This is a genomic window from Hymenobacter antarcticus, from assembly GCF_039539545.1.
GTDB classification, from domain to species: domain Bacteria; phylum Bacteroidota; class Bacteroidia; order Cytophagales; family Hymenobacteraceae; genus Hymenobacter; species Hymenobacter antarcticus.
Genome location: NZ_BAABDI010000005.1, coordinates 149,439 through 172,728, shown reverse-complemented (window position 1 = coordinate 172,728; position 23,290 = coordinate 149,439). Strand labels below are relative to the sequence as shown.

The 23,290-nt window shown below is 60.7% G+C and carries 26 protein-coding genes and 1 pseudogene; 18 read left to right on the top strand and 9 right to left on the bottom strand.

Going from position 1 to position 23,290, the window contains the following annotated elements; all coding sequences use genetic code 11:
- Window positions 1-25 precede the first annotated feature (25 nt).
- Window positions 26-637, bottom strand: a complete 612-nt coding sequence (locus ABD819_RS06165; protein WP_345122127.1) for an RNA polymerase sigma factor — start codon at window positions 635-637, stop codon at window positions 26-28.
- Between the two features lie 332 nt (window positions 638-969).
- On the opposite strand from ABD819_RS06165, the gene ABD819_RS06160 reads away from it, so the two are divergent.
- Window positions 970-1,434 carry a hypothetical protein gene (locus tag ABD819_RS06160; protein ID WP_345122125.1) on the top strand — a complete coding sequence of 155 codons (465 nt, stop codon included), beginning with the start codon at window positions 970-972 and terminating at the stop codon, window positions 1,432-1,434.
- A gap of 201 nt (window positions 1,435-1,635) precedes the next feature.
- On the opposite strand, the gene ABD819_RS06155 is transcribed toward ABD819_RS06160, so the two are convergent.
- Window positions 1,636-2,478 carry a S24 family peptidase gene (locus tag ABD819_RS06155; RefSeq protein WP_345122123.1) on the bottom strand — a complete coding sequence of 281 codons (843 nt, stop codon included), beginning with the start codon at window positions 2,476-2,478 and terminating at the stop codon, window positions 1,636-1,638.
- A gap of 99 nt (window positions 2,479-2,577) precedes the next feature.
- Here ABD819_RS06155 and ABD819_RS06150 point away from each other — a divergent pair, with 99 nt between their 5' ends.
- The 7 genes and pseudogenes from ABD819_RS06150 (at window position 2,578) to ABD819_RS06120 (ending at window position 6,159) form a co-directional block, all read left to right on the top strand.
- A complete protein-coding gene (locus ABD819_RS06150; protein WP_345122121.1) occupies window positions 2,578-2,838 on the top strand; it encodes a hypothetical protein in 261 nt (86 codons plus the stop codon).
- A 2-nt stretch (window positions 2,839-2,840) separates the two neighbouring features.
- Entirely contained in the window at window positions 2,841-3,128 is a 288-nt protein-coding gene (locus tag ABD819_RS06145; protein WP_345122119.1) for a DNA-binding protein, read from the top strand.
- Window positions 3,125-3,553: pseudogene (locus ABD819_RS21485) on the top strand (DNA cytosine methyltransferase); the annotation flags it as partial. The gene ABD819_RS06145 and the pseudogene ABD819_RS21485, both read left to right, overlap by 4 nt.
- 40 nt (window positions 3,554-3,593) lie before the next feature.
- Window positions 3,594-3,983, top strand: coding sequence for a hypothetical protein (locus ABD819_RS06135; protein ID WP_345122115.1), 390 nt, complete (start codon window positions 3,594-3,596; stop codon window positions 3,981-3,983).
- A 52-nt stretch (window positions 3,984-4,035) separates the two neighbouring features.
- A complete protein-coding gene (locus tag ABD819_RS06130) occupies window positions 4,036-5,046 on the top strand; it encodes a hypothetical protein (RefSeq protein WP_345122113.1) in 1,011 nt (336 codons plus the stop codon).
- Entirely contained in the window at window positions 5,039-5,770 is a 732-nt protein-coding gene (locus tag ABD819_RS06125; RefSeq protein ID WP_345122111.1) for a hypothetical protein, read from the top strand. Before ABD819_RS06130 ends, ABD819_RS06125 begins: the two co-directional genes overlap by 8 nt.
- Window positions 5,767-6,159 carry a VRR-NUC domain-containing protein gene (locus tag ABD819_RS06120; RefSeq protein ID WP_345122109.1) on the top strand — a complete coding sequence of 131 codons (393 nt, stop codon included), beginning with the start codon at window positions 5,767-5,769 and terminating at the stop codon, window positions 6,157-6,159. The genes ABD819_RS06125 and ABD819_RS06120 overlap by 4 nt, the downstream gene beginning before the upstream one ends.
- Window positions 6,160-6,176: 17 nt before the next feature.
- Here ABD819_RS06120 and ABD819_RS06115 read toward each other — a convergent pair whose 3' ends face one another.
- Together ABD819_RS06115 and ABD819_RS21480 are read right to left on the bottom strand one after the other, a co-directional pair.
- Window positions 6,177-6,485 carry a hypothetical protein gene (locus ABD819_RS06115; RefSeq protein ID WP_345122107.1) on the bottom strand — a complete coding sequence of 103 codons (309 nt, stop codon included), beginning with the start codon at window positions 6,483-6,485 and terminating at the stop codon, window positions 6,177-6,179.
- 489 nt (window positions 6,486-6,974) lie between these two features.
- Complete coding sequence (locus ABD819_RS21480; RefSeq protein ID WP_425553933.1) at window positions 6,975-7,448, bottom strand: very short patch repair endonuclease; 474 nt, start codon at window positions 7,446-7,448, stop codon at window positions 6,975-6,977.
- Between the two features lie 164 nt (window positions 7,449-7,612).
- Here ABD819_RS21480 and ABD819_RS06110 point away from each other — a divergent pair, with 164 nt between their 5' ends.
- From ABD819_RS06110 to ABD819_RS06100, 3 genes are read left to right on the top strand one after another with little or no spacing between them, the layout of a single operon-like run.
- The gene (locus ABD819_RS06110; RefSeq protein WP_345122105.1) at window positions 7,613-8,959 is read left to right on the top strand and encodes an ATP-binding protein; all 1,347 of its coding nucleotides are present in this window, start codon (window positions 7,613-7,615) and stop codon (window positions 8,957-8,959) included.
- A 5-nt stretch (window positions 8,960-8,964) separates the two neighbouring features.
- On the top strand, window positions 8,965-9,990 hold the full coding sequence (locus ABD819_RS06105; RefSeq protein ID WP_345122103.1) for an O-methyltransferase: 1,026 nt from the start codon (window positions 8,965-8,967) through the stop codon (window positions 9,988-9,990).
- A gap of 4 nt (window positions 9,991-9,994) precedes the next feature.
- Complete coding sequence (locus tag ABD819_RS06100) at window positions 9,995-11,272, top strand: DNA cytosine methyltransferase (protein ID WP_345122101.1); 1,278 nt, start codon at window positions 9,995-9,997, stop codon at window positions 11,270-11,272.
- A gap of 215 nt (window positions 11,273-11,487) precedes the next feature.
- Here the strand turns inward: ABD819_RS06100 and ABD819_RS06095 are convergent, their stop codons facing one another.
- The 3 genes from ABD819_RS06095 to ABD819_RS06085 all read right to left on the bottom strand — a co-directional run bounded on the left by ABD819_RS06095 (window position 11,488) and on the right by ABD819_RS06085 (window position 13,981).
- Window positions 11,488-11,859: a M15 family metallopeptidase gene (locus ABD819_RS06095; protein WP_345122099.1), complete on the bottom strand. Its 372-nt coding sequence runs from the start codon at window positions 11,857-11,859 to the stop codon at window positions 11,488-11,490.
- 94 nt (window positions 11,860-11,953) lie between these two features.
- Complete coding sequence (locus ABD819_RS06090; RefSeq protein ID WP_345122097.1) at window positions 11,954-12,256, bottom strand: hypothetical protein; 303 nt, start codon at window positions 12,254-12,256, stop codon at window positions 11,954-11,956.
- 1,317 nt (window positions 12,257-13,573) lie between these two features.
- Window positions 13,574-13,981, bottom strand: a complete 408-nt coding sequence (locus tag ABD819_RS06085) for an SLOG family protein (protein WP_345122095.1) — start codon at window positions 13,979-13,981, stop codon at window positions 13,574-13,576.
- A gap of 191 nt (window positions 13,982-14,172) precedes the next feature.
- On the opposite strand from ABD819_RS06085, the gene ABD819_RS06080 reads away from it, so the two are divergent.
- The 7 genes from ABD819_RS06080 to ABD819_RS06050 all read left to right on the top strand — a co-directional run bounded on the left by ABD819_RS06080 (window position 14,173) and on the right by ABD819_RS06050 (window position 17,317).
- The gene (locus tag ABD819_RS06080) at window positions 14,173-14,622 is read left to right on the top strand and encodes a hypothetical protein (RefSeq protein WP_345122093.1); all 450 of its coding nucleotides are present in this window, start codon (window positions 14,173-14,175) and stop codon (window positions 14,620-14,622) included.
- On the top strand, window positions 14,612-14,932 hold the full coding sequence (locus ABD819_RS06075) for a hypothetical protein (protein ID WP_345122091.1): 321 nt from the start codon (window positions 14,612-14,614) through the stop codon (window positions 14,930-14,932). The genes ABD819_RS06080 and ABD819_RS06075 overlap by 11 nt, the downstream gene beginning before the upstream one ends.
- Before the next feature lie 45 nt (window positions 14,933-14,977).
- Window positions 14,978-15,235: a hypothetical protein gene (locus ABD819_RS06070; RefSeq protein WP_345122089.1), complete on the top strand. Its 258-nt coding sequence runs from the start codon at window positions 14,978-14,980 to the stop codon at window positions 15,233-15,235.
- A gap of 31 nt (window positions 15,236-15,266) precedes the next feature.
- A complete protein-coding gene (locus tag ABD819_RS06065) occupies window positions 15,267-15,581 on the top strand; it encodes a DUF3846 domain-containing protein (protein WP_345122087.1) in 315 nt (104 codons plus the stop codon).
- 66 nt (window positions 15,582-15,647) lie between these two features.
- Complete coding sequence (locus ABD819_RS06060; RefSeq protein ID WP_345122086.1) at window positions 15,648-16,337, top strand: hypothetical protein; 690 nt, start codon at window positions 15,648-15,650, stop codon at window positions 16,335-16,337.
- 85 nt (window positions 16,338-16,422) lie between these two features.
- A complete protein-coding gene (locus tag ABD819_RS06055) occupies window positions 16,423-16,596 on the top strand; it encodes a hypothetical protein (protein ID WP_345122084.1) in 174 nt (57 codons plus the stop codon).
- 4 nt (window positions 16,597-16,600) lie between these two features.
- The gene (locus ABD819_RS06050) at window positions 16,601-17,317 is read left to right on the top strand and encodes a PD-(D/E)XK nuclease-like domain-containing protein (RefSeq protein WP_345122082.1); all 717 of its coding nucleotides are present in this window, start codon (window positions 16,601-16,603) and stop codon (window positions 17,315-17,317) included.
- A 167-nt stretch (window positions 17,318-17,484) separates the two neighbouring features.
- On the opposite strand, the gene ABD819_RS06045 is transcribed toward ABD819_RS06050, so the two are convergent.
- Entirely contained in the window at window positions 17,485-17,676 is a 192-nt protein-coding gene (locus ABD819_RS06045; RefSeq protein ID WP_345122079.1) for a PID-CTERM protein-sorting domain-containing protein, read from the bottom strand.
- An 81-nt stretch (window positions 17,677-17,757) separates the two neighbouring features.
- On the bottom strand, window positions 17,758-23,274 hold the full coding sequence (locus tag ABD819_RS06040; RefSeq protein WP_345122077.1) for an Ig-like domain-containing protein: 5,517 nt from the start codon (window positions 23,272-23,274) through the stop codon (window positions 17,758-17,760).
- Window positions 23,275-23,290 lie beyond the last annotated feature (16 nt).

Sequence of the window (23,290 nt, the reverse complement as noted above, 5' to 3'; positions counted from 1 at the left end):
CAATAAATAGTTGACAGGCAATTATTTATTGCAATAAAAAGAAAAAGGCTAAACCGAGAAATTCTCTGAGCGAAACGCGCAGATACTTCAGCGCCCTGGTCAGGTGGTATTCCACGGCCTTGGGCGTGAGCTTGAGCCGCACGGCAATCTGGGGCACGGTCTGGTGCTCCAGGCGGCTGAGCTGAAATACTTCCCGCGTGTGGCCCGAGAGGTGGGCCAGGCCCCGGCGCAGGGCCCCGGCCAGGTCGGCGGCGGCCAGGTCGTGCTCGGTGCGGTGGTCGGCCTCGCTGGCCAGGGTGCTGCAGTAGGCCAGGTAGCCTTCGTGCGTCAGCTTGCTTTTTATCAGGTTGATAACCCGGTATTTCACGGCCGTGCCCAGGTATTCGGGCAGCTTTTGAATATCGGCGGTGGCGCGCTTGTGCCACAGGGCGGTGAACAGGTCCTGCACAATTTCTTCGGCCGCTTCGCGCGAATTCACTTTCCGGTAGGCCTGCTCAATGAGCAGCAAGCCGTAGCGCGCATAGATTTCGGCAAAGGCCACCTCATTTCCCTGCTGCAAGGCCCGCACCAGCGCAGCATCGTTCCAGGCGGCATAGAGCCGAAGGTGCTTTGCGCCGGGAAAGTCAATTTGCCGCATTGCCAGGAAATGGTCAGGATGCTACGTTAATAGGACGGTTCTGTTATTAACTGCTGTTACGCAGTAAAGTGTAGCGCGGACTTTGTAGTCCGCGAGTCAGCGCCGTTTAGGGGTTGTAACGGCGCCGGGGCGCGGACTACAAAGTCCGCGCTACATCCCCCGGGGCGCTTTAACGAGAAGAGTGCGTAACCGCAGCTATTAAATACGGCAATAATCCGCGTCTGGTCAATACGTCAAGCCAAAGAATCCCGGTCCTGCCGGCGTTCTGGTAAGCAGCAATTTCCGGCAATAGCGTATCTTGGATGGTTTCGAATACATATTTAGACCAACGCATGCATTTCAGCTCCCCGCAATCCATTCCCGAGGAAGCACCATTCGTTGACGACGCCCGCCATTACGACAACTCGCCTCCAACTCCTGAAGTCGAAGCTGGTTCAGCAAACACCCGGCGCCACCGCCTGAGTGGGGCCGTTATTGCCACGGCTACCAAGCTGCTGCCGTTGGTCGAGCTGCTCGAATCCATTCAGCCCCATGTGGCCAACGAATCGGTGTTTCGTACCCGCCACCGGAAAATCAACGCCCAAATCAGCCTCGCCTATGCCCAGCTACGGGCCGAACAGCCCAAGCGGAAAGCACTGCTGCACGTTTTCAGGACAATCGGTGAGTTGGTCGTCGAAGAAACCCACGATATCAGCAAAGACGAATTGAAACAGGCCGCGAAGGAAGTCGTGCTCGCCACCCTGAAAAATGCCCCCGCCCTGATTAGTGCCGCCCATCAGGCCCGGCTACTGTCTTGATTCGATGAGGAGAAGTCCCTTTTTTCGTATCAACTACAAGATGTTTGTACCGGAAATGCCAAATCGCATAATGAAAAAAGGCCCTCACATTGCTGTGAGGGCCTTTTGTGTAGTCCGTAGGGTGACTAAACCACAGTTCCGAAAGGCACGGTAAACACTCTATTATCAACCGCTTACCCAATGGGTAGCGGCATCCTTATTTCATTGGGGGGCGTCAGAGGGGGCGTTTTCAATTAAATGCCGCCGCACCTCGCCCCGGTCAAAGCCCAGCTGCTCGATAACTTCCCACAGCCGTTCCACCGTCACATCAGGCGCACTCGGGATGTAGCTGGAGACATAGCCCCGCACTCGCCACAACTGGATGATGTCGCGGGTTTCCATTCCGTAGGGCAGTCGGTGGGCGTTATCCGAATACAGCATCACTTCGACGTCGTGCGACCGCAGCCGATTCTTGATGCGCTTAAGCATCACCGATTCGGCCGTGACCACCACATATACTTCGCCTGGCTCCAACAAGCGCAGCTCTTCGACCCGCGAGGCCACCACCACGTCCCGGTGATTAATAGTCGGGGCCATGCTGTCACCGGCAACCTCGAAGGCCCGGAACTCGCCCCGCTCAAACCCCGGGATTTTATAGGAACCAAACTGCTTCAGGTAAACCGCCTCATTGTGGGCCAGCGAGTACCCGGCCTGTGCGGGAATGGGCACCAGCACGGTGTTTTCCTTCCCTTTGTCGTCCACGGTCACCACGACCACCTTATCACCGCGAACCACCTGTTGCAGGGATAGGGAACGGGGGGATGCGTCAGTTGCTTCACCCCGAGTCATCTGCCCATTACCGAGTAGTAGCCAGTCCGGTGACAGGTCGGGCCACACCTTCAGGAATTCCACCAGTGTTTCAAATCCAGGGCTGGTGCCTTGTAAAATTTTGTACATTTTGCTGGAATTCGCATACCCCAGCTTCTGAGATGCAGAATTGGCATTCAGGCCTTTATGGGTAAGCCAGGCCTCTATTCGGCTGCTGGCAGCGTTGGCTTGTTCCATATGTTTTGTAAAAAAGCGCAAGTATTACGCTTTAGTGGGTGTATTTTTGTCCAACAGTGGCAATGATTTCCACTACAAATATACACAATTACAAACAACATGGAACATAATACAAGCGCCACCCCCACATTGCGCGACATTTATGACCGTTTAGGACCGCGCAATCAGTCAGTTAAGGACGTGCTCAAACTTCTGACTGACAGGGGCATCAAAGCCAGCCGGGCCGGAATTTACCAGACCATCCACGGCCGGAGCCAGCGCCGCGAGGTGGTAGAGGCCTTTTTGGAAGTAGCCGAGGCAGAATTCACCCGGCGACGTCAGGCCGAGGAACGCACCCGCCAACTCGCAGCCACCGAATAGCCATGCAGCCCGCCGTTATTCTATCCGCGGCCGACTGGCAGGAAATTACTGCCCGACTGGCCCGCCTCGAAGCCGCCGAGCAAGCCCGCGTTCTGGCCACCACCACCAAACCCGACGAGGTGCTGAGCACCAAAGCCGCCGCCGAGTACATCGGACTCTGTGCGGAAGCCCTGCTACGCGCCCGCCGTTCCGGCCGCATTGCCGGCGTGCGCCTCAACGAGAAGGATTGGGGCTTCCGCCGGTCTGTCCTCGATGCCTACCCCCGCCGCTACCACCGCGCCGCCGCATGATTCCGGCCGACCTGACGCACGGAGCCCTTTGCAACGGCATCGGTGGCTTTGCCCTAGCGGCCCAGCGCGCCGGCATTCGCACCGCCTGGACCTGCGAGATAGACCCGTTCTGCAACGCGGTTAGCCGCAAGCACTTTCCCCACGCCCACCAGTACCTGAGCATCTACGATGTCCACCACCCGCCCCGAGTTGACATTATTTCCGCTGGCTACCCTTGCCAGCCCGCCAGCTATGCCGGGAAGCGCCGAGGCGCGGCAGATGACCGTTGGCTCTGGCCGGAAGTGCGTCGGCTTCTTGCACAGTGCCGGCCCCGCTGGTTTCTTGGTGAGAACGTTGCTGGACACCTCACGTTGGGCCTCGAAAGTGTGCTGGCTGACCTGGAAGCCGAAGGTTTTGAAGTCTGGCCGCTTGTACTTCCAGCTTGCGCCGTCGACGCCCCGCACCGGCGCGACCGGGTTTGGATTATTGCCCACGCCCACCACCGACAGCCAATACAACCGACGCCGGCCCTATGCCCAGGGCGGGATGCCGTTGGCCTTGGCCGTGAAGCTGCTCCCGACCCCGATAGCCAACGACGCGGCCAACCCAGCCGCCTACTCGTCCCGCCTGCGGAAGGCGAAAGCCCCCGGCTTAGCAGCGGAAATCACGAACCGGCTGCTGCCGGAGACGACCACCGCATGGAATGGGTATTTACTCAACCCCCGCTTTGTCCTAGAGATGATGGGCTTCCCAGCCACTTGGTGCGACCTGACGGAAGCCGAGATGAAGCAGGTGCGCCAGCAGATTCGGGCCACCGGCAAAAAGACCCGCGCCATTGGGCCCGCAACACCCTCAAAGCCGCTGGCAACGCCCTAGTGCCCGAAATACCCGAACTGTTCTTCCGATTCATTGCCGACCACGAACGCAGGTGAATTACATCCAACACACCCGCGCCGCCCACGAGTGGCTGCTGGCCCAGCCCGCCAGCCGCCCGCTCCACATCAGCCTGTACCTGGCTCTATTCCACCAGTGGAACGCCGAGCGCTTCCCCGAATCCATAGAGCTGGACCACGACGCCACGATGAAGGCCGCCCGCATCGGCAGCCGCCACACCTACCGCGATACCCTGCGCGACCTCGACGCCTGGGGCTTGCTCACCTACCAGCCCAGCAAGTCCAAGCACACCGACAGCCGCTGCTACATGTCCATTCTATCCGGGCCGGAAGTGGCCCAGGTAAAACCACCCACCGAGGCCAGAAGTGGCCTAGATAAAACACCCCCACCAGGGCCAGAAGTGGCCCAAGCACTTAGGCCAGAAGTGGCCCCGATAGACGTTTCATCGGGGCCAGAAGTGGCCCAAGACACTATAGTAAGTAAAACAATAGTCTTAAACAGTGTAGTAGTAAACGGCGACGACGCCACTGCAAAAAAAAAGAAGGGGCCTGCGGCGCTTCCCAACGAAGGGCTTTCAAAGGCGGAGGTTTTCAACCCCGACTTACCAGCCGACGACCCAGGCGCAGCCCCAAAAAAGAAAGTTGCGCCAAAGAAAAAAGGGGTGCAGGCCAACACCATCCGCGCAGCTGCCACCGCCGGCCCCAACGAGACGCGCCGGCGCGCGCCGCTCCCCGAGCTGCCTTTCCGCCAGTCGGCCCTCTACGATTTCGAGGCCTTCACCGCCGCCTTCACTGGCACCGATTACGCCCTGGCCGACCTGCGCCACTACCACCAGCTCATCGACAACTGGCGCGACAAGAAAACCGGCCTGCCGCCCCTGCGCCGCGATTGGGTAGCCACCTCCAAAAAATTCATGCTCAATGATGCAGCTGACAACCGCCTTAAACTCGCCCCCGGAACCCACCAGCACCAGCCTGGCCAGCACAGCCCCGACCCCGGAGCACGGCCTGCTCCAACTGGCTACCGCTCCAAGTACGATGCGTGAGCTGGCCAGCACCCCAAACCCCGAGGCCCGCGCCCTACTGGCCGAGGTATCGGTGGGCCTCACCGTGGCCCAGGCTGTGGCCGCACCCAAGCTGTTCCAGCTTCGGCACCGCCTGGGCGAAACGGTCCTGACCAAGCTGCTGGTCGTCGTGCTGCGCGCCTTCATGGACTCGCTGCGCGTGCCCGACAAGCCCGACGCGGCCGACATTCTGGAGCTGGCCGACACGCTGGCCCATACCTACACCCACGACAGCCTGAAGGATATAATTCTGGCGCTAAAGGAGGCTCGCACCAACGGCACCAAGTTCTACCAGTCGCTCGACGTGAGTACCCTCTACCGGCTAATCGCCGAGTATTTCACCCGCAAGGCGGCTTACCTCGAAAACCGCCACCTCGACCAGAAAGCCACCGGGGCCAGCACCCAGGCCGCCGACGTGAAGCTGTTGGGCGACACCGCCCCGCGAATGCTCGAAAACGTGGCCCAGCAAATACCCGCCGACCACCCCAACGCCGAGGCCCTGCGTCAGAAGCTCACCATCACCAAGGCCCGCGAGGCCCGCGGCCTCATCACCCCCCAGGAAGCCGAGCAGCAGCGCGCCGAGGTTCGCAAAGCCACCGAGCGCAAGCCCCGCAAATCCTGGCAGGCCAGCCCCGAGGCCCAGCAGCTTATCGACAAACGCCACCGCGCCGAGAATGCCCACCTGATGGAAAAGTACCGTCCATGATAGCTCAGAAGCACGACCAGTTGCCGCTGGACTTCGGCACCCTCAAAGCCGGCGAGATAACCAGCGCCATCATTGCCTACCTCACCAAGCACGGCTTCAAAGTATGGCGCCAGAACACCAGCGGCATTTACGAACAGCAAACCGGCCGCTGGCGGAAGAACCCCCAGGGCTGCAACGGTGTGCCCGACATCATCGGCTTCCGCCTCGCTGACGGGGTATTCGTCGGCGTCGAAGTCAAAGCCGGTCGCGACACTCTGCGCGACGACCAGAAGCAGTTTCTCGACGAGCTGAAGCAAGCCGGCGGCGTGGCCTTCGTCGCCTACGATTTTGCCCAGTTCCAACAGTCATTCGAGGGCCGCGGCCTTCACCTGCAGCACCGCCATGATTAAGCTTTCAGTCCCGGATTTCAGGCTACAACTATCAGCACGGGGCCTTGCAATACCTCGTCCTCATTGGTTAGGTCTAGCTCTGTGCCACTGATTGCTGCCACAGCCTCCATTGCAGTTGAATTGCTCTCCCCTTCGTAATAAAATATTGAATATGCTATGTAGCCAACCCCACAAGCCAATACATCAACCAAGTTAGGCGTACACTCCAGTAGCCTCGCCGCGTGTTCGACATCTTGCACTATCTGGCTACTTTCGAGATGGGTTGTAAATGCCGCAGCCGGGACATCTTCAGGCTTTTGGCCCGGCCTGTATAGGGTGACTTTCATTACATCTGGCCTCAGTTCGTGAACGCAAGGTAGGAAGCGAGGGGGTAGTGTTAGAAGGATGTGTGGTGAATTCCGAGTTGATATAACGGGGAGCAAAGCACCAGTTGTAGAGGAAACCGCCATGCGTTCATGATTGGCTTTGCTTAACACCTGCAGTTGATGGTGTATTAAGTTGTAGACACTTCACGTATCTTGGCCCTAACTTCCAGATAAGCACTCGTGCAAAAGTAAACGTGCAATCGGCGCGGCCGTCAACCTCACCCCCCGGCCCCCTCTCCAAAAAAGAGGGGGAGCCAGGCGAAATCCTATGCATCATTACTTATGCGCGACTGCTTAATACCCCTCTACCGCGTTTCTACCATGCACCAATGCCATTTTTGCCCATTACGGCATGAAGTGCCTGAACATGGTGGAGGGTATCTGAGTGAGGCCATTGGAGGCAGAGCAGCTCATAGTATCTCGTTCACCAGCTCTGATACAACAATTGGGCTAATGTATTTCCAGTGGGGGAAGGTCGTCAGCTGCAGTGATTTCGCTTGTCAGCCGGTGCAGAGTGGCTCCACGCACGCCCCTCTTAAGCTCGCACTCCCAGACTACCAGTACGCGCCAGCCAGCTGCCTGCAGTGCCAGACGGTGCTTTTCATCACGAGCTACGTTGCCTTGAAGCTTAGTCTCCCACTGCGCTCGGTTGGTGCGTGGTTTGCCTGGTCGGATGCCGCAGGCGTCTCCGTGCCAGTGCCAGAAGCAACCCTGCACAAAGACTACTACTCGACGGCCAGGCAACACAATGTCAGGTTTGCCCGGCAACTTGGTGTCATGCAATCTATAGCGCATCCCCAAACCGTGCAAGTAGTGACGCACCAGCATTTCAGGCTTAGTGTCTTTGCTCCGAATCGTGCTCATTAAAGCACTGCGCTCGGTCTGTGACAGGCGAGCAAGCCGCCCAATTCCATTCTCTGCCATAGGTCATAAAGGCAGAGTTTTCCTTAATAGTTTGCTTTTCTCATAATCAACGAATAAACCAAAAAACTATGCCAACGGAAGACTCAGATGCTATGCCCGTACAAGGTGAGCAAGCTCCTATAATTAGGATTGATGCAAGTCCTACCAAAGAACTATTCATCACCATGCTCGTTCGCGACCTTTCTCTACGGGATGCTATTGGTGATTTAGTTGATAATTCAGTTGATGCAGCACGCATGTTGCTTGAAAAGCGTGATGCCACAGTGAAGGAAGACGCAGAGGTACTGCTAAGCGAATTCGATTATGAGGCTTTGAAAGTTACCATTACCGCCAATCCACAAGAGTTTATCATTGAGGATAACTGCGGGGGAATGACAGTAGAAACCGCGCGTAATTATGCTTTTCGGTTCGGCCGCTCGTCAAAGGCGGATAAAACGCCGGGCTCATTAGGACAGTTCGGGATTGGAATGAAGCGCGCTCTGTTCAAGTTAGGCAATAATTTCTCTATAGTATCAAGGACACGCACCAACGCATTTACCCTAAATGTAGACGTTAATGAGTGGGCTGAACAAACAGACTGGAAGTTCACAATGTCGGATTATGATGAGGACGCCCCCCCAGTGGCAGCTGGAGAGCAAGGCACTCGGATTAGCATTACCAATTTATTGCCAGATGTGGCGGGACAATTTGGAAATCCTAAGTTTATTACTAACCTATCGGTTGAAATTGAAAATGAAAATGTTTATAACATTCAAAAGGGACTAACGATAGGTGTAAATGGTCAGCGACTATCTGCAAGGCCTTTAGAAATACTCACTTCGCCAGATTTTACAAGCGGTTATTTCGAGCAGTCAATTCCCATCATGGATAAGATGGGCAAGGATGTTGAGGTCAGTGTAAGATATATCGTTGGTGTAGGTGACCCAGTGCTGGCAGATGGAGGGTGGTATATATTCTGCAACGACCGTTTAGTTACGGGCACTGGTCCTGACCAAAGCCCCGTGAGTGGGTGGACCGGTAGGCAGTCTGATGGTGGTCCGATTTACCACGACCAGTATGAGCGGTTCCGTGGCTACGTTTTCATCTCATCAGTTGACGCCTCGCTTCTTCCATGGAATACGACAAAAAATTCCATGGATATGGACTCAAAGCTATACCAAGGAATAAGGGCTAAGATGATTGAAATGATGCGCCCGGTAATCAGCTTTCTTAACAACCTTAAAAAAGAACGAGAAGCGGATAACCCCGAGGAAAACAGACCGCTTCACGACCGAATAGCTAAAACCAAAGTCGTGGCATTATCCACCATAAACAAGGACTCGCCGCAAATTGCTGCTCAATTCGAAGCACCAAAGGAACAGATGGCTAAGCAAAAGAAAAGCCAACAGGTCATCAGGTACGAGGAATCCAAGACTAGGATTGACCGGGTTAAGAAGGTGCTTAATGTCAACACATTACCTGAGGTTGGGCAAAGGACCTTCGAGTATTTCTATGAGAATGAAGTCCAGTAGAAGTAATGGCTAGCTACGAATTCGTAAATTATAGTCTCCGCCCAGCGAAGGCTATTGAGCGCAAAATGATATGCGAGTTAATGCGCCGACTAACCCCCTTTGCTCCGATTGACACCTATTCGTACATCGGGTTCGGCTCGATTTTCTTCACTGACTTTGTGTTGTTCCATCGTTCTTTGGGGATTACCAATATGTGCAGTATTGAAAAAGATGCGGGTGTTGTAGATGATGATGATGTACAAAACAGGTTCGAGTTCAATAAGCCTTTTTCCTGCATTGATTTACAATACGGCACTGCCGCAGATAGACTTGGCGAATTAGCTGATTATTGGGCTGCTAAGACCGTCGTGTGGCTGGATTATGATGGAAGATTATCAGATGGTTATATAAGTGACTTGGGTATCGTAATGCAAAAAGCCCTACCTGGTTCACTTGTCATGATTTCAGTAAACGTCAAGGCTGATGAAAAGCCAAGTAGCTTCAACGGGAGCACCAAGGAGTTTCGTTTTAAGAGGCTTCAGCACTGGCTTAGTCGCACTAATATTCCTCCTGGTACACAGAATATCAACCTTTCTACCGACGAGTTGATAAAGCTTTGCCATCATATCTTAGATACTGAGGTAAAGGATACAATTTCTAAGCGCAATGGAGCAGCTCCGGTAGGCGAACGCGTATCGTCTCACCAAGTAATGAATTTTCGGTACCAGGATGGCGTGCCTATGCTGACGATAGGCTGGATTATTACCGATTTGAGCGCTGACCATGCCGGCATCCTATCATCAATCAACTCTGCTAACTTACCATTCATCAGGAGCGGAGCTATGCCATTCAATATCAATACTCCCTCGCTAACGCTTAAGGAGATTAGCTGGCTTGACTCTGTATTGCACACGGATGTCGACGTGGACGGCAACATTCTCCCACCGAAGCCTAACGAAAAAAGGCTTACGCCTCTGCTGCGGCCAGAGGATGTGTTGGAGTATAAGCAAGTTTACCGTTACTTTCCGACCTTTGCTGAGGCAATACTGTAGAAAAATGGCTAAGTTATCTGTTGTAGACTTCTTTGCGGGAGCCGGGGGATTCAGTGAGGGCTTCCGCATGGCTGGCTATGATGTGCGGGCGTGCTTGGAGCATGATAAGTGGGCCGCTGATACGCTTCGGCACAATCATGGTAAAAGCACTAGAGTCATTCAGGAAGATATACGGGAATTCAAGGTTGCAAACACGATGAGGTCTGCCACTGGTACTACCCAGCCAGATGTAATTATCGGAGGCCCGCCATGCCAGGGCTTTAGCAACGCTGGCCCCGCTAAGGACCCCAACGACCCGCGTAATACTCTTTTCCTCAATTTTGCCAGTTGGGTAAATGCACTACAGCCAGACGTTTTCGTCATGGAGAATGTGAGTGGTATTCTAACTAGGAAGAATGCTCAAGGCGAGAAGGTTATAGACATCATAAAGGCGCAGTTTCAAGAGAAGTACCATGTTCAGGTATGGAAACTAAATGCAGCCAACTTTGGTGTTCCCCAAATGCGCCATCGCGTTTTTATCGTAGGGTCATTGTACGGGCCACTAGGTCCTCCTAAGCAACAGCATTTTACTGTGGCTAGGCAGAATGAGCTTGACCTAGAGCCACTAAAGCCTGCTATCACCGTTTGGCAGGCTCTATCAGACTTACCGCAGATTCAAGCTGGAGAGGGCTCCGAGCGGCAGTCCTATGGGCGGCTTAGCCAGCCCCTTACCGAGTACCAGCAATGGGCACGCGGAGACAATAAAGTTCTCTATAACCACGCGGCAATGCACCATCATCCGCGGGTAGTTGAGCGGTTTCGGCAAATCCAAGCGGGAACAAAAATCGAGGACATGGATGAGCTATACCGAGTAAGAGAGCGCAGCAACAGTGTGCAACTCTCTGAGGCTGCTTACCATTCGAACCATCGGCACTTGAGGCCAGATATGATTTCTCACACCATACCTGCTTCATTCTACTCGACATTTATTCACCCAATGCAGCCTCGCAACCTCACCGCCCGTGAGGCTGCCCGGCTACAGTCTTTCCCAGACAGTTATTGCTTTCAAGGCAAGCGCACCCAAGTTTCCAGCAAGCTGCTGGCTCGGCGCGGTCGAGAGGCTGAAGACTACCTCTCGCAGTACAACCAAATTGGGAATGCAGTGCCGCCCTTAATGGCTAAGGCCATTGCTGAGCACGTACAAGCTCACATCAACGCAGCACGTAACAGGACTAAAAAGACGATAAAGCCTTCAAAAGTCGTTGCTGACGCAGCTATTCTACAGCCTGTAGGTATGCTGTAGGATGGCAATTAAACAACGGGGCCAGCCAGTCGGACATCATGCCCGGCCAGCTGGCCCCGTTGTTTATGGTGGTGCAGGCCTCGGCTACTTGCCGGCCCGGTCACGCTTCTTATCCACGAGCTGTAAAATCACATTGACGGCCGCGTGTACAAGTATTTGCCAGAGCTTCATGAGTGAAAAGAGTTGAAAAGTTGAAGAAAAAAGAAGGTATAGGGTTAGCCCACAACCTCGAAATGCGGCCTGTCCTTGAACTTGGGCCAGTCACCGCCCCAATGCACCCGCGCATCGGCGGCCTTCATCAACCGGGCAAACTTGGAGAGCAGCAGCCCCGACCACGACACTTCCCCGTCAGGCAGCAGAAAGGCTACGTCCAGTGCCGGCGTGGGCAGCTTGTTATGGTTCGACTCGCCCCCACGCTTGTAAGTCACGATAGGCCCCGGCTTACTGCGTCCTTGCTTGTACAGCTCGTCCTGACGCTCCGGGCTCCGGTAGCACTCGGTGATGATGGGCAGCGCCAACAGCCGCAGCACCGGGTCCCCGACCCAGCGGGCCAGCGCCTGACTATAAGCCTCCCGCAAGGCAGGCACAGCCTGAGCCAGCCGAGCCGCCTGAACCTTCAGCCCAGCGGACATTAGCTTTGGTGCCACTCGCACCGCCCTAGGAGCGACTCTAACGGCGGGCTTACTCGGCGACATGAGCAGTGTCGGTAGGGGAGGCCGCAACGGAAGCACTTGCAGGTGGCGCAGGCGGTGCCACAACCGAGCCCACGGCCGGCAGCTTCACCACCGATTCTGGCTTCTGGAACATCTTGCGCACGGTCGCATAAATTGTCACAATCCCCACCACTACCTGAATAACGACGTGCACGAAGGTTTCAATCTCGTTCGCGGTAGGAGGGGTGAAGGCCGAAGTACCGATTTCCCAGACCGCACCGGTACTGATTATCTGGCCGATGTGGCCAAGTTTTGAGCTACTGAACAGCATGGCTTACAAAAGTCTAAAAGGTGAATTGCGCTTATCTACAAATTTACGCTAAAGCGCATATTAAGTCTGACTGTTTTATAAGATTCCACTGATAGGATTATTTTGGGCGCACCCCCTCCGCTCCCGATGGTCGCTCCGGGGTCGGGCTGTCCAGGGGTCCGCTGCGCTTCCGTGCTGCGCACCGCTCCCTTTGGTCGCGCCCTTCCCATCCCTTGCGCACTTCTGCAGCTACCCAGCGACTCCCCAGTGACAGACCGGCAACGGGTCAGGCAGCGCCGGGAAAAGGCGCAGCCAGCCCCTACCAATGCCCATCGCCCGCGCCGGCCGCGGCTTCGCATCGGGGCTACGGAGCCCTCCGTTCTCTCCCTCTCTCCCGTTGGTCGTTCCATCGCTCACTATGGGCCCTACGCCCCGCCGCTGCGCCCCGTCCCGCGCTCTGGCTGCGCGCCCACTCCTGATGCACTGAAGCTGCAGCACCACCGCCAACGGGGAGTCACGCTTCCCGATGGTCAGCCAGCCGCCCCTACCAATGCCACCGGGGACCCCTCCGGGGCAGGCCCGCCTCCCGACAGTCGGCCAGCCTCTCCCAACCCGCCACTGGTCATGCGGAAGCAGCAGAAACACCGTCAGCGGGGCAGCACGCTTTCCGTTGGTCAGCCAGCTACCCCTACCGCAAACCCACGCCCCGGCCCACCTCATTCCGGGCCGAGCGGCCGGACTGCGCTCCGTGCCTCCGCTTGCCGGCAGCCCGTCCCTTCATTCGGCCGGCCTCTCGCTGCCCTAACCAGACGCTAGCCCACCGCACCGGCTCAGGTTGCCAATGCGCAAGGTCGCCGCTTCCCGATGGTCAGCATCTCCCATGCGCGGGAGACCCCTTTGGGGCACTGGCCGTGTCCCACGCACAATTCTGAAGCCCGCTGGAGTAACGTCAGTTTCGGCGGAAGCAAAGCCAGGGCGCGGCTAGATGAAGCACAGACTCCCACAGCGGCAGCAGCGGCCCCTGGCTGAATTAGGTGCCCTGCGGGCGTGTGTCCAGCGGGGAGTCCCCCGCACCCCCGAAATATGCTCCGTTTCACTCTGCATTGCCTCGGGCTCCGCAGCCGTAAACCGGCCGCTACACCTTCATAAGGTGCCCTTCGGGCGCATGGTGCGGCTACGCGCGCACCGGGGGCCTCACGGCCGGCCCCCGTGCCCCCTGGCCAAGGGCATTTAGTGTTTTGTTGGGTCTGCCCCGTAGGGGTCCCCTGCGCCAGCAGCCACTACACCGTGCGCAGCTGCCACCGTCAGGGGTGGCCACCACCGCCGGCCCTGGTGGGCTCACAGGCCCAGCCCGCCTGGCACTGGTGCCGCGCTTGGCGCGGGTGCGCCCAGCCATTCCACGCGCTTGCCCAGCTTGGCGGCTTTTCGGGCGGCGTCCAGAGTGCCACGGCTTTGCCCGTCCCACACCACCATCACCACATTGGCCGCTGCCACTATCGCCACGTTGCGCACCAGCGGCGCGGCCGGGCCGTGGGCGCGGTAGTCGGGCAGCATTTCCAGCAGTGCCACGCCAGCGCCGGCCGCCCATCTGGCCGCCATGCGGTCCACGCCCGCCGCGCCGCCGCTCACCACCTGGTGCAGCTCGCCAGCGGCCAGCAGGGCATCAAGGCGGGCCAGTAGCGCGGGGCAGCTTGTCACGCGCCGGCTTCCCACCACAGCCACCACTGTTTTTTGCACATTTCTCATACTCAAAGATACTACTTTTGCCTGTATTTTCTTCTACATTTCCTCATTATTTATTGTAAAATAGCGTACTTATTCCACCTTTTTGCGTATATTTGTATAGTAGCGCAAGAGAGGCTTGCGCGCCACGCGCTTGCGGAGCAGGTTGGGCCCGGCCAGCACCGCATTTGCACACCACCTATCACTTACAGGTCATGTTTACTCATCTTCAATTCGCAGAGCTGGCCGCCGCCGCCTGGTGTGGTCCCGCACTTCATACCGCAGGCGTCCACGTCAGCATCACCGGCCCCGTCAGCCGCCCGCAGTTCGGGGTTCACTATTTCGTCGCTCAGGCCGGCACCGAGTACGGTTGGGCAGGCTATTTCTCATGCGGCCTTTCGTGCCCCTTTGCCGCCATCGCCGCAGCCGTGGCCCACTACGCGCAGGCCGCCAAAGAGCAGGCCGCCGGCGCGGTCATGCTGGCGGAGGCCGCCGAGGGCCACGCCGCCCGCGTGTTGTCGGCGGCAGAGCAGGCATTCAGTGGGGCCCCAGCACAGGAGCAGGCCCCCGAAATCGTGTGCGTGGTGTGCCAGGAGGGGCGCGACGCGCTAGGCCAGTGCGGGTGCTGCTACGTCCGCGCTTCCGAGCTGGCTCATGCTGCTTAGCCCATGCGCCCCGGCCGCTCCCGCAGTGGGGGCGGCCACCATGCAGGCCCCGGTCCAGCTCACGCCCTACGAGGTGCTGGCCCGCGCGCAGTCGGTCAAATACTACGCCGACCGGGCTTTGTGGGAGGTACGGGATAATGAGTTTGGCCCAGGCCGCTTCCGCAAGCTCTTAGCAGCTGCCCGCCACCGTCAGGCCGCCCGCGCCGCTTATGCCGCCGCTGCCGCCGCCTACCGTGCCTCGCCCAGAGCAGCAGCCGAAAGGGCCGTCCGCGCCAAGTACGCCGCCAAGTACGGCACCCCCATTCAGTAGCCACCGGCCCGCGCCATCGTTGCGCGGGCCCCTTCTGCCCCCGCTATGCCCGCTTGCCTTGCTCCCAGCTTTCCGCAGGTTGCCGCCGCCTGCTTTCCCCTGCCCGGCTGCTCGGTGAGCGGCTACGCCTTCGCCCAGGGCACCCGCTACAACATCACCATTCACACCCCGGCCGGTGCCGGCTGCCCCAGCCAGTACCACGCCACCGGCCGCAGCTGCTACGATGCCCTGGCCGCCGCCGTGCAGCTTTTCCACGCCAGCGCCCATGCTTACCCCGGCACCGTGGCCTACGCTCCCCAATAGCCTGCTTTTCAATCCTCAAAACCCCTGACCCATGCCCCGTACTGCTACTACTTACCAGCCCCATTTGCTCGACCCGCACAGCGCCCAGCCGCAGCCGGTCAGCCCCACAAACGGCCGCAGCTTCAAGCTGGCCGAATTGTACCAGCTGCTCGATTGCCGCACGGTCGACGTGGTACGCCTCAGCCCCGAGCTGATTTTGATAATTGACGACGAAGGCAAGTTCCGCCACCCGGCCTACCTCAATCTGCTGGCTACCTACCTCTGGTACCAGCACCAGCCCGCGGCCCGCGGCCAGGACTCCATCGTGGGCCGCGCCATCCTCTGCCACGACAAGCAATTCAAATAACCCAACGGCAATGGGGCCGGCCGACAACAGGCCCCACATTTTCAATACCCCAACCCCCCCCCCCCAATGGCAACCACCACCAGAACCGCCGCCAGCGCCGCCGCCGCACTAGCCGCAACAGTTACCCCGACCCGAGCCTATCTCACCGCCTCAGTGGATGAAGCCACCGGCGAAGTCACCGAAACCAGCCGCTTCAAGTACCTGCCCGGCCACCCCCGCCAGATTCGCGCCGACCTCAAAGCCGGCGTGTTCAACCTCAACGGCCAGGAGGTGCTGGGCAAGACCCTCACCTTTATTCCCGTCGCCCTGCGCGTGTTCTCGGATAACATCCTGAACATGGGCCGCAAGGTGTGGGCTGAGCTGTTTTTCATCGACCAGTCCGGGGCCGTGTGCGCCGTGCTCTTTCACGGCTACAGCGTCGAGAACCTGCAAAAGCTCAACGCCAGCCTGTTTTACGACGACCTGAACCTGACCGAAGTAGAGCTGACCGTTACGCCCATCAAGAAGCAGACCGAGAAGGACGGCAAGCCCGCCACCTACTTCATCGCCGAGTTCAGCTACACCGCCGCCGACCCCGCCGAGGTGCAGGCCCGCCAGGAGTTTGCCGAAGATTTCGACTTGTACCGCGAGGAAACGCTGACCGGCATGGCCGACACGCGCATCCTCCAGGGCTACCGCATCCCCGAGGGCTACCAGTTGCCCGAGCAGCGCCCCGCCAAGCAACTCCCCGCCTCGACCACCGCCGAAGCCGCCTAGTACCGCAGGGGTCGTACCCGGTAGGGCCGCCACCACCGGTTGCGGCCCCTGCTTTTAGCTCCCAGCTTTCAACTCCCAGCATCCCATGAATCCCCAGCAACCCACCGCAAAGAAGCGGCCCGCCAAACGCACGGCCCCGCAGGAAGGCACCCCGCCCGCCCCACACTGCGCCCGCCTCAATAAGTGCCCCGCCGGCTCCTGCCACTACCCCCAGCCCTGCAACCACCAAACCCTACAGCCCACCGCTTTCACTTCGTAGCGCCATGTTTACCCACCTCACTCACCACCCCGCCATCACCCAGGAGCAGCACCGCGCCCTGCCCTTCGTCAGCAATACCGACCTGAGCAACCTGGCCGACGAGCTGTTGGGCCGCCAGCGCGACATGAACAGCCCCTACATGGCCACCGCGCTAACTTTCGGCTCCCACTTTCACAGCGCCATCCTCGAACCCGAACAGTACGCCGCCCTCGGTGCCCAGGTGCCCGCCGGCCGGGACCGCAGCCAATACGAAGCCGCCGGCACCTTGGCCCGCGTCATCAAGCGCTACCGCTACCCGCGCCACGTCTGCTACCTGGGCCAGGCCGAACAGTCCTACACCGCCACCCACGAGCCCACCGGCCTCACGGTGAAGGTCCGGCCCGACCTGCTCATCGACAGCCCCAAGAAGCAACGCCGCACCCTCGTAGACTTCAAAACCACCAGCTGCAAAGACCTCGCGCAGTTCCTCGAAACGGTGGAAAAGTACGGCTACGACCGCCAGGGTGCCCTATACGCCGACGCGCTGGGTGCCCACCGCGTCGTGCTCATCGCCGTGCAGAAGCGCCCCGCCAAAGGTCAGCAGCCGCAGGTATGGGTCCACGAGCTGACCCCGTTGCAGATGGAGGCCGGCCGCAAGAAGTACGGAAAGCTGCTTCGGTGCGCCGCCGAGCAGCGCCAGCACTACCAACTTGGCGGGCAGCTGGCCACCGCGTTGGCCTAGGATTTCGGCCGAGCCACGCTCGTTGATAACGGCCGCACCCAGCACATTGCGGCTGCCTGGCAATTACCCCCGCGCTCATTCTCCCAAAGCAACCGCCGCGTTCGGGCTCCCTGGCGGGAACCCAAACGCGGCGGCGCGGGCAAAACAACAAAGCAGCGCTGGCAGCGCTAGGCGCGGCGGCGCTGGCGCAGCCGGCGCAGGCCGTAGGCCAGGCCGCCGGCCAGCAGCAGCGAGGCGCCGCCGTCGAGGGGTACGGCCGTCACGGCCGCCGTGGGCGTGGGGCCGCCGTTGGCCGGGGCCTGGGCCCGCGCCCCGAAGGCCAGCAGCAAGGCCGAAGCCAGGAAAAGGTGTTTGAACATGGGTTTCACAGGATGAGTCAATTAAAAAAATAGCCATTGGGGCCACCCGCTCGCGGCAGGCAGCCCCGGATTGGCAAACGCTTACTCCACCACCAGCTTCTTCACCAGCACGCCGGCCGAGGTGGCCAGGTGCAGGGTGTACACGCCCGTGGCCAGGGTGCCCAGCGCCAGGCGGTGCGCGGCGGCCCCTTGGGCGGGCAGCACCAATCGCAGCACGGGGCGGCCCAACGCATCCATCAGCTCCGCCGCTACGGCTACGCGACCCAAAGCGGCCGGCAGCTCCACAAAGGCCGTGGTGGTCGCCGGGTTCGGGTACACGCCCACCTGGGCAGCCAGCGCGGCCGGAGCCGTGGCCAGCACCGCTTGCGGCGAGAACACCAGCTCGAAGCGGCCGGTAACCAGCGCCGAGGCGTTGCTCACCATGAAGCTGTAGCTGGGCTGCGTGCGCAGGTCCACTACGGCACCGGTCTGCTTGTCGCGCAGGTACACGGGCGTGGTGCTCAGGTTCAGCAGCTGGGCCGCGTTAAAGGCGTAGGAGCCCGCAACGGGCACCCCCACTGTCAGGGGCACCGTTACGGTAGCCGTGCCCAGCGCGGGCAGGCCGTTGATGGCCAGGCGCTCAGTGCCGCTTTCGGCCGACACGTTCAGGCCGGTGCTATTGGGCAGCTTCACGGCATCAAACTCGCGGTCGATGCCCGTGGTGGCACCGTTCTCGAAGTACACGTACACCGGGTCGGCCTTGCCAGCCCCTTGCAGGTCGAGCTGCACCAGCGGGCGGGTTTCGGCCGTGCGGTGGAATACCGGGTTGGTGTAGGCCGTCAGGCGCTGGGAGTTGCGCAGGGTCAGAGTACCGCTGGTCTGGCCATTGGATACTCGGGCAAAGAAACCCTGGCCCTGGGCCAGAATCGGGTTGCCCCACACCCCGTTCACGTAAGCCCGGTAGCTGCCATTATACTGGCTGGTGCTCTCGAACACGTAGATGGCCCCTTCGAGGTTGATGCGGTCCGCAGGGGCTACCAGCGAATAGTCCAGGGGCGAGGGGTACGGGTTGCCCACCAGCTGCCAGCCGGCTTCCACCGCGTTGGCCGAGCCCGTGGCATTGCGGTTCAGCGTCATGTTCACGGTGCCGTTGTTCTGCGGGCCGGTCACGCTCAGCGTCTGGCTGGCTGCCAGGTTCACAGTGTAGCCTTTGCCCACGGTCAACGGGTCGCTCAGCGCGTTGGGCGAAGTCCAGCCCTTGTTGAAGGGAGCCAGGTTGTTGGTGGCCGTGGCCAGGCGGGCCTGGTCGTAGAAGTACACCGTGGGGAAGGGCGTTTCAGCGGTGGGCGTGGCCGACGTGTTGTAGGTCGGGTTCACCACGGGCGTGAAGCTGGCCGTGGCCAGGCTCCCCACCGTCGCGTTGCTCACCGGCGAGCTGTAGTGGCGGTAGCCCGGGCCGGGGTTCAGGTCCGGCGCGATGTAGCGCTGCACCGTCACGTTGCCGACGATGGCGTTGGCGGTGCTGGTGTTCACCACCAGCGCGGTGTTCGTGGCGTTCGATTCCAGCGTGAGCGGGTTGCCGTTGGTGGTGAAGGGGCCGTTGAGGGTGAACAGGCGCTGCACCGTCGTGCTGGCCGACGTGCCCGACCCCGCTCCGCTGGCACCGATGGTCAGGTTCCAGAAGCGGGTGTTGCTGCTGCCCAGCACGCTGGCCAGCGTGGTCGCGCCCAGCGCCACCGTTCCGCCCGTGGGCTGGAAGGTGCCGTTGTTGGTCAGGTCGGCGCGCACGTCGAGCGTGCCTCCGGTCTGGGTGAGCGTGGCCCCCGCGTCTAGGGTTAACGCCTTCGTGGTAGCCGTGCCGGCCGTGATGCTGGGCATGCGCGGGGCCGCAGCCGGGATAATGGCATCCAGGGTGGCCGTAGGCACGCCGTTGCTCCAGTTGCCGGCCGTGAACCAGTCGGTCGAAACTGCCCCGGTCCAGCTGGTGAACGTGGCAGGGGCCGTGTAGGTGAGGGTGTAAGTCGAGGAAGCGTCATTGCCCGTGTTGTTGCCATCCTGGGCCTGGTTGGCGGCCACGCTCACCGTCACCGCGCCGTTGGCTGTCGGCGTCACGTTGAAGGTGTACGGGCCGCTGCCGCTGCCCGCGAAGCCCGACACCGTGCCGTTGGTCACCGTCAGGTCCGAAGCCGTGAAGCTGGTGCCCACGCTCTGCGAGAAAGTCACGGAGTACTGAATCGGCGCGGTCGACGTCGAGCTGCCCGAGGTGCCGGCGGGGCTGCTGATGGTGGCCACGAGGGCCGGGGCCGTCACGCTGAACGCAGCCGACGTGAACGTGCTGTACGAGCTAGTGCCCGGCTGAATGGTGCCGATGAACACCCCGTTGAGGTACACGTTCAGTATTTGGTCGTATGTACTTGCATTTGTATTGCAGCAGGCGCGCTGGTTAGCTTGGAACTGCACCTGGTAGTTGCCCGTGGGCACGGCCAGGTTCTGCGCAATGGCACTCGCGCCGTTCTGTAAAAAGGCGACGGCAATGCCACTCGGGGGCGTCGCCGGGCCAAACGGACTGCCGTTCTCGGCAATGCCCGAGCTGGGATTAAACGTCCAGCTGGCCCCCGTGGGGTTGTAGCCGTAGTTGCCGTTGGCCAGGGCATCGTGGGTTTCGAAGCTGGGGTTAAGCAGGGCGTTGGCGACGGGCGAGCCCCCGCTGAGCACCTGCACCACGTCCACGAAGGCCGTGACGTCGCTGCCCCCGCTCGGGCTGCCGGCGCCCTGAATCGACAGGGTTGGGCTGGCGGCGAAGCTCTTGGTGATGGTGTACACCTGGCCAAGGGTATAGGGCGTGTTCGTCACGGCGGGCGAGAGGCCCGTGTTGTTGGCCACGTCCAGGCGCAGGGTGCCGTCGCCGGTGCCCGTGTTCACCGTCACGGTGTAGGTCGTGCCCGAGCCCGCCACGCTGGTCACGCTGGCCCCGGCCACCGCGCCAGTTGTCGTCAGGCTGAAATTACTGGTCGAAACGCCCGTCACTGCCGCTGAGAACGTCACTTGGTAGCTCACCGTGGCCGTGGCCGTCGGCGAAGGCGTGCTGCGCGTCACCGATACCACCGTCGCCGTCGGGGCGGTGTAAGTGATGGAGTAAGTCGAGGACGCGGTGTTGCCATTGCCAGCCAAGTCCTGGGCCTGGTTGGCGGCCACGCTCACCGTCACCGCACCGTTGGCCGTGGGCGTCACGTTAAACGTGTAGCTGAAGCTGCTCGCCGTTTGGAAATTGCTGAGCGTGCCGTTGCCCACCGTCACATCGGCAGCTATAAAGCTGGAGCCCACGCTCTCGGAGAAGCTCACCGTGTAGCTAAACGGGCTGCTGCTGCTCGAACCGCCGGTGGCCGCCGTCGAGGAAGCAATGGTCACCACCGGAGCCACCGTGTCGACCGTGAAGCCGTTGGTGTTGCTCACGGGGCTCACGGCGCTGCCACTGCTTTGGGCCGTGGCATTCACGGTGTGCGTCCCGTTCGACAGTGCCGTGGGCTGGCTCAGGCTCCAGTTGCCGCTCGCATTGGCGATAGTCGTGCCGATGCTCGTGCCGTCCACAAACACGGTGACGGTGCTGCCGGCCACGGCAGTGCCCGAATAGGTCGGCGTGCTGGTGTTAATCAGGGTCACGTGAGCCGGCGCGCTTACCGCTGGCGCGGCTGTTACCGGCTGGGCGTAGGTGATGCTGTGCTGCGGGGCCGCCGTGTTGCCGTTGCCGGCCGCGTCCTGGGCCACGTTGGCGGGCACGTTCACCGTCACCGCCCCGTTGGCAGTCGGCGTCACGTTGAACGTGTAGGTCGTGGCCGAACCGCCGAAGCCCGAAAGCGTGCCGTTGGTCACCGTTACATCGCCCGCCACAAAGCCCGTCACGGCTTCCAAGAAAGTCACCGTGTAGGCGAACGTCGCCGCGCTGCTCGTGCCAGTATTGGCGGCCGTTGAGGAGCTGATGGCCACCGAGGGCCGCACCGTGTCAATGGTAAAGGTGTTGGTGGTGGAGTTGGCGCTCACGGCCGAGCCGCTGGCCTGGGCCGTGGCGTACACCGTGTGCGAGCCCTGGGCCAGGGCCGTGGGCTGGGCCAGGCTAAAGCTGCCGCCCGTGGCCGTGGTGGTACCGATGGACGTGCCGTCCACGTACACCGTCACCGTGCTGCCGGCCAGGGCCATGCCCGCGTAGGTCGGCGTGGTCGTATTCAGCAAGCTGCCGTTGGCCGGCGCGGTTACCACCGGCGCGTTGGGCGTGGTCGTGAAGCTGACCACACTGCCGTAGCTGGTGCCGGCTGAGTTGGTAGCGTAGGCCCGCACGTAGTAGGTAGTGCCGGGCGTCAGGGACGAAATGGTGGTCAAGAACGTGCCCACACCCGAGCCGTTGGCCGCCTGCGTCACCCCGCTGCCGCCGATGGTAGGCGTGGTGGCTGTGCTGCTGTATACCACCCCACGCCCAGTTACCGTGGCGCCGCCGTCGGCCGTTACGTTGCCACCGAGCACGGCGCTGGTGGTGCCGATGGTAGTGGCCGCCGCCGTGGTGACGGTGGGCGCAACGGCTTCCGGCAGGGCCAGGCCGTTGACGACGGTGGAGGTGGAGCCGGTGATGTAGGTGGGGGTGACGAGTGTGGTCGCGGCGTTGCCGGCGGCCAGGCTCACGGCCACGATTTTGGTGTTGGTCAGGCTGGTCGAGACCTGGCTCACGCGCGCGTCGGCCACCAGCACCCGGTTGCTGGCCGCGTCCAGCACCGTAGCGCCCGTCGCCTGCACGAAGTTGTCCTTGATGAGCACGTCGCCGGTGCCGTCCGCGTTCACGCGCCGCAGCTGGTCGAGCGTAGTGGTGGCGCCCCCGTCGTTGAGCGTGTAGTACACCACGTTGTTCGCCTTGTCCACCGAAAAGTCGCTGACGACGGTGGAGGTGGAGCCGGCGATGTAGGTGGGGGTGATGAGCGTGGTCGCGGCGTTGCCGGGGGCCAGGCTCACGGCCACGATTTTGGTGTTGGTCAGGCTGGTCGAGACCTGGCTCACGCGCGTGTCGGCCACCAGCACCCGGTTGTTGGCCAGGTCCACCTCCAACGGGCCGGCGGTTTGCACGAAGTTGTCCTTGATGAGCACGTCGCCGGTGCCGTCCGCGTTCACGCGCCGCAGCTGGTCGAGCGTAGTGGTGGCGCCCCCGTCGTTGAGCGTGTAGTACACCACGTTGTTCACCTTGTCCAGGGCCAGGCCGGCGAGGGTGGTTGCAGTGGAGCCGGCGATGTAGGTGGGGGTGATGAGCGTGGTCGCGGCGTTGCCGGGGGCCAGGCTCACGGCCACGATTTTGGTGTTGGTCAGGCTGGTCGAGACCTGGCTCACGCGCGTGTCGGCCACCAGCACCCGGTTGTTGGCCAGGTCCACCTCCAACGGGCCGGCGGTTTGCACGAAGTTGTCTTTGATGAGCACGTCGCCGGTGCCGTCCGCGTTCACGCGCCGCAGCTGGTCGAGCGTAGTGGTGGCGCTCCCGTCGTTGAGCGTGTAGTACACCTGCGCCCGGGCCGAGAAGGCCGTGCCGAGCAGCAGCCAGAGCAAGGCCAGGGCGGTCCACCGCTGGCTGAAGTAGTTATTTCTCATAATAAAGGTATGTTGC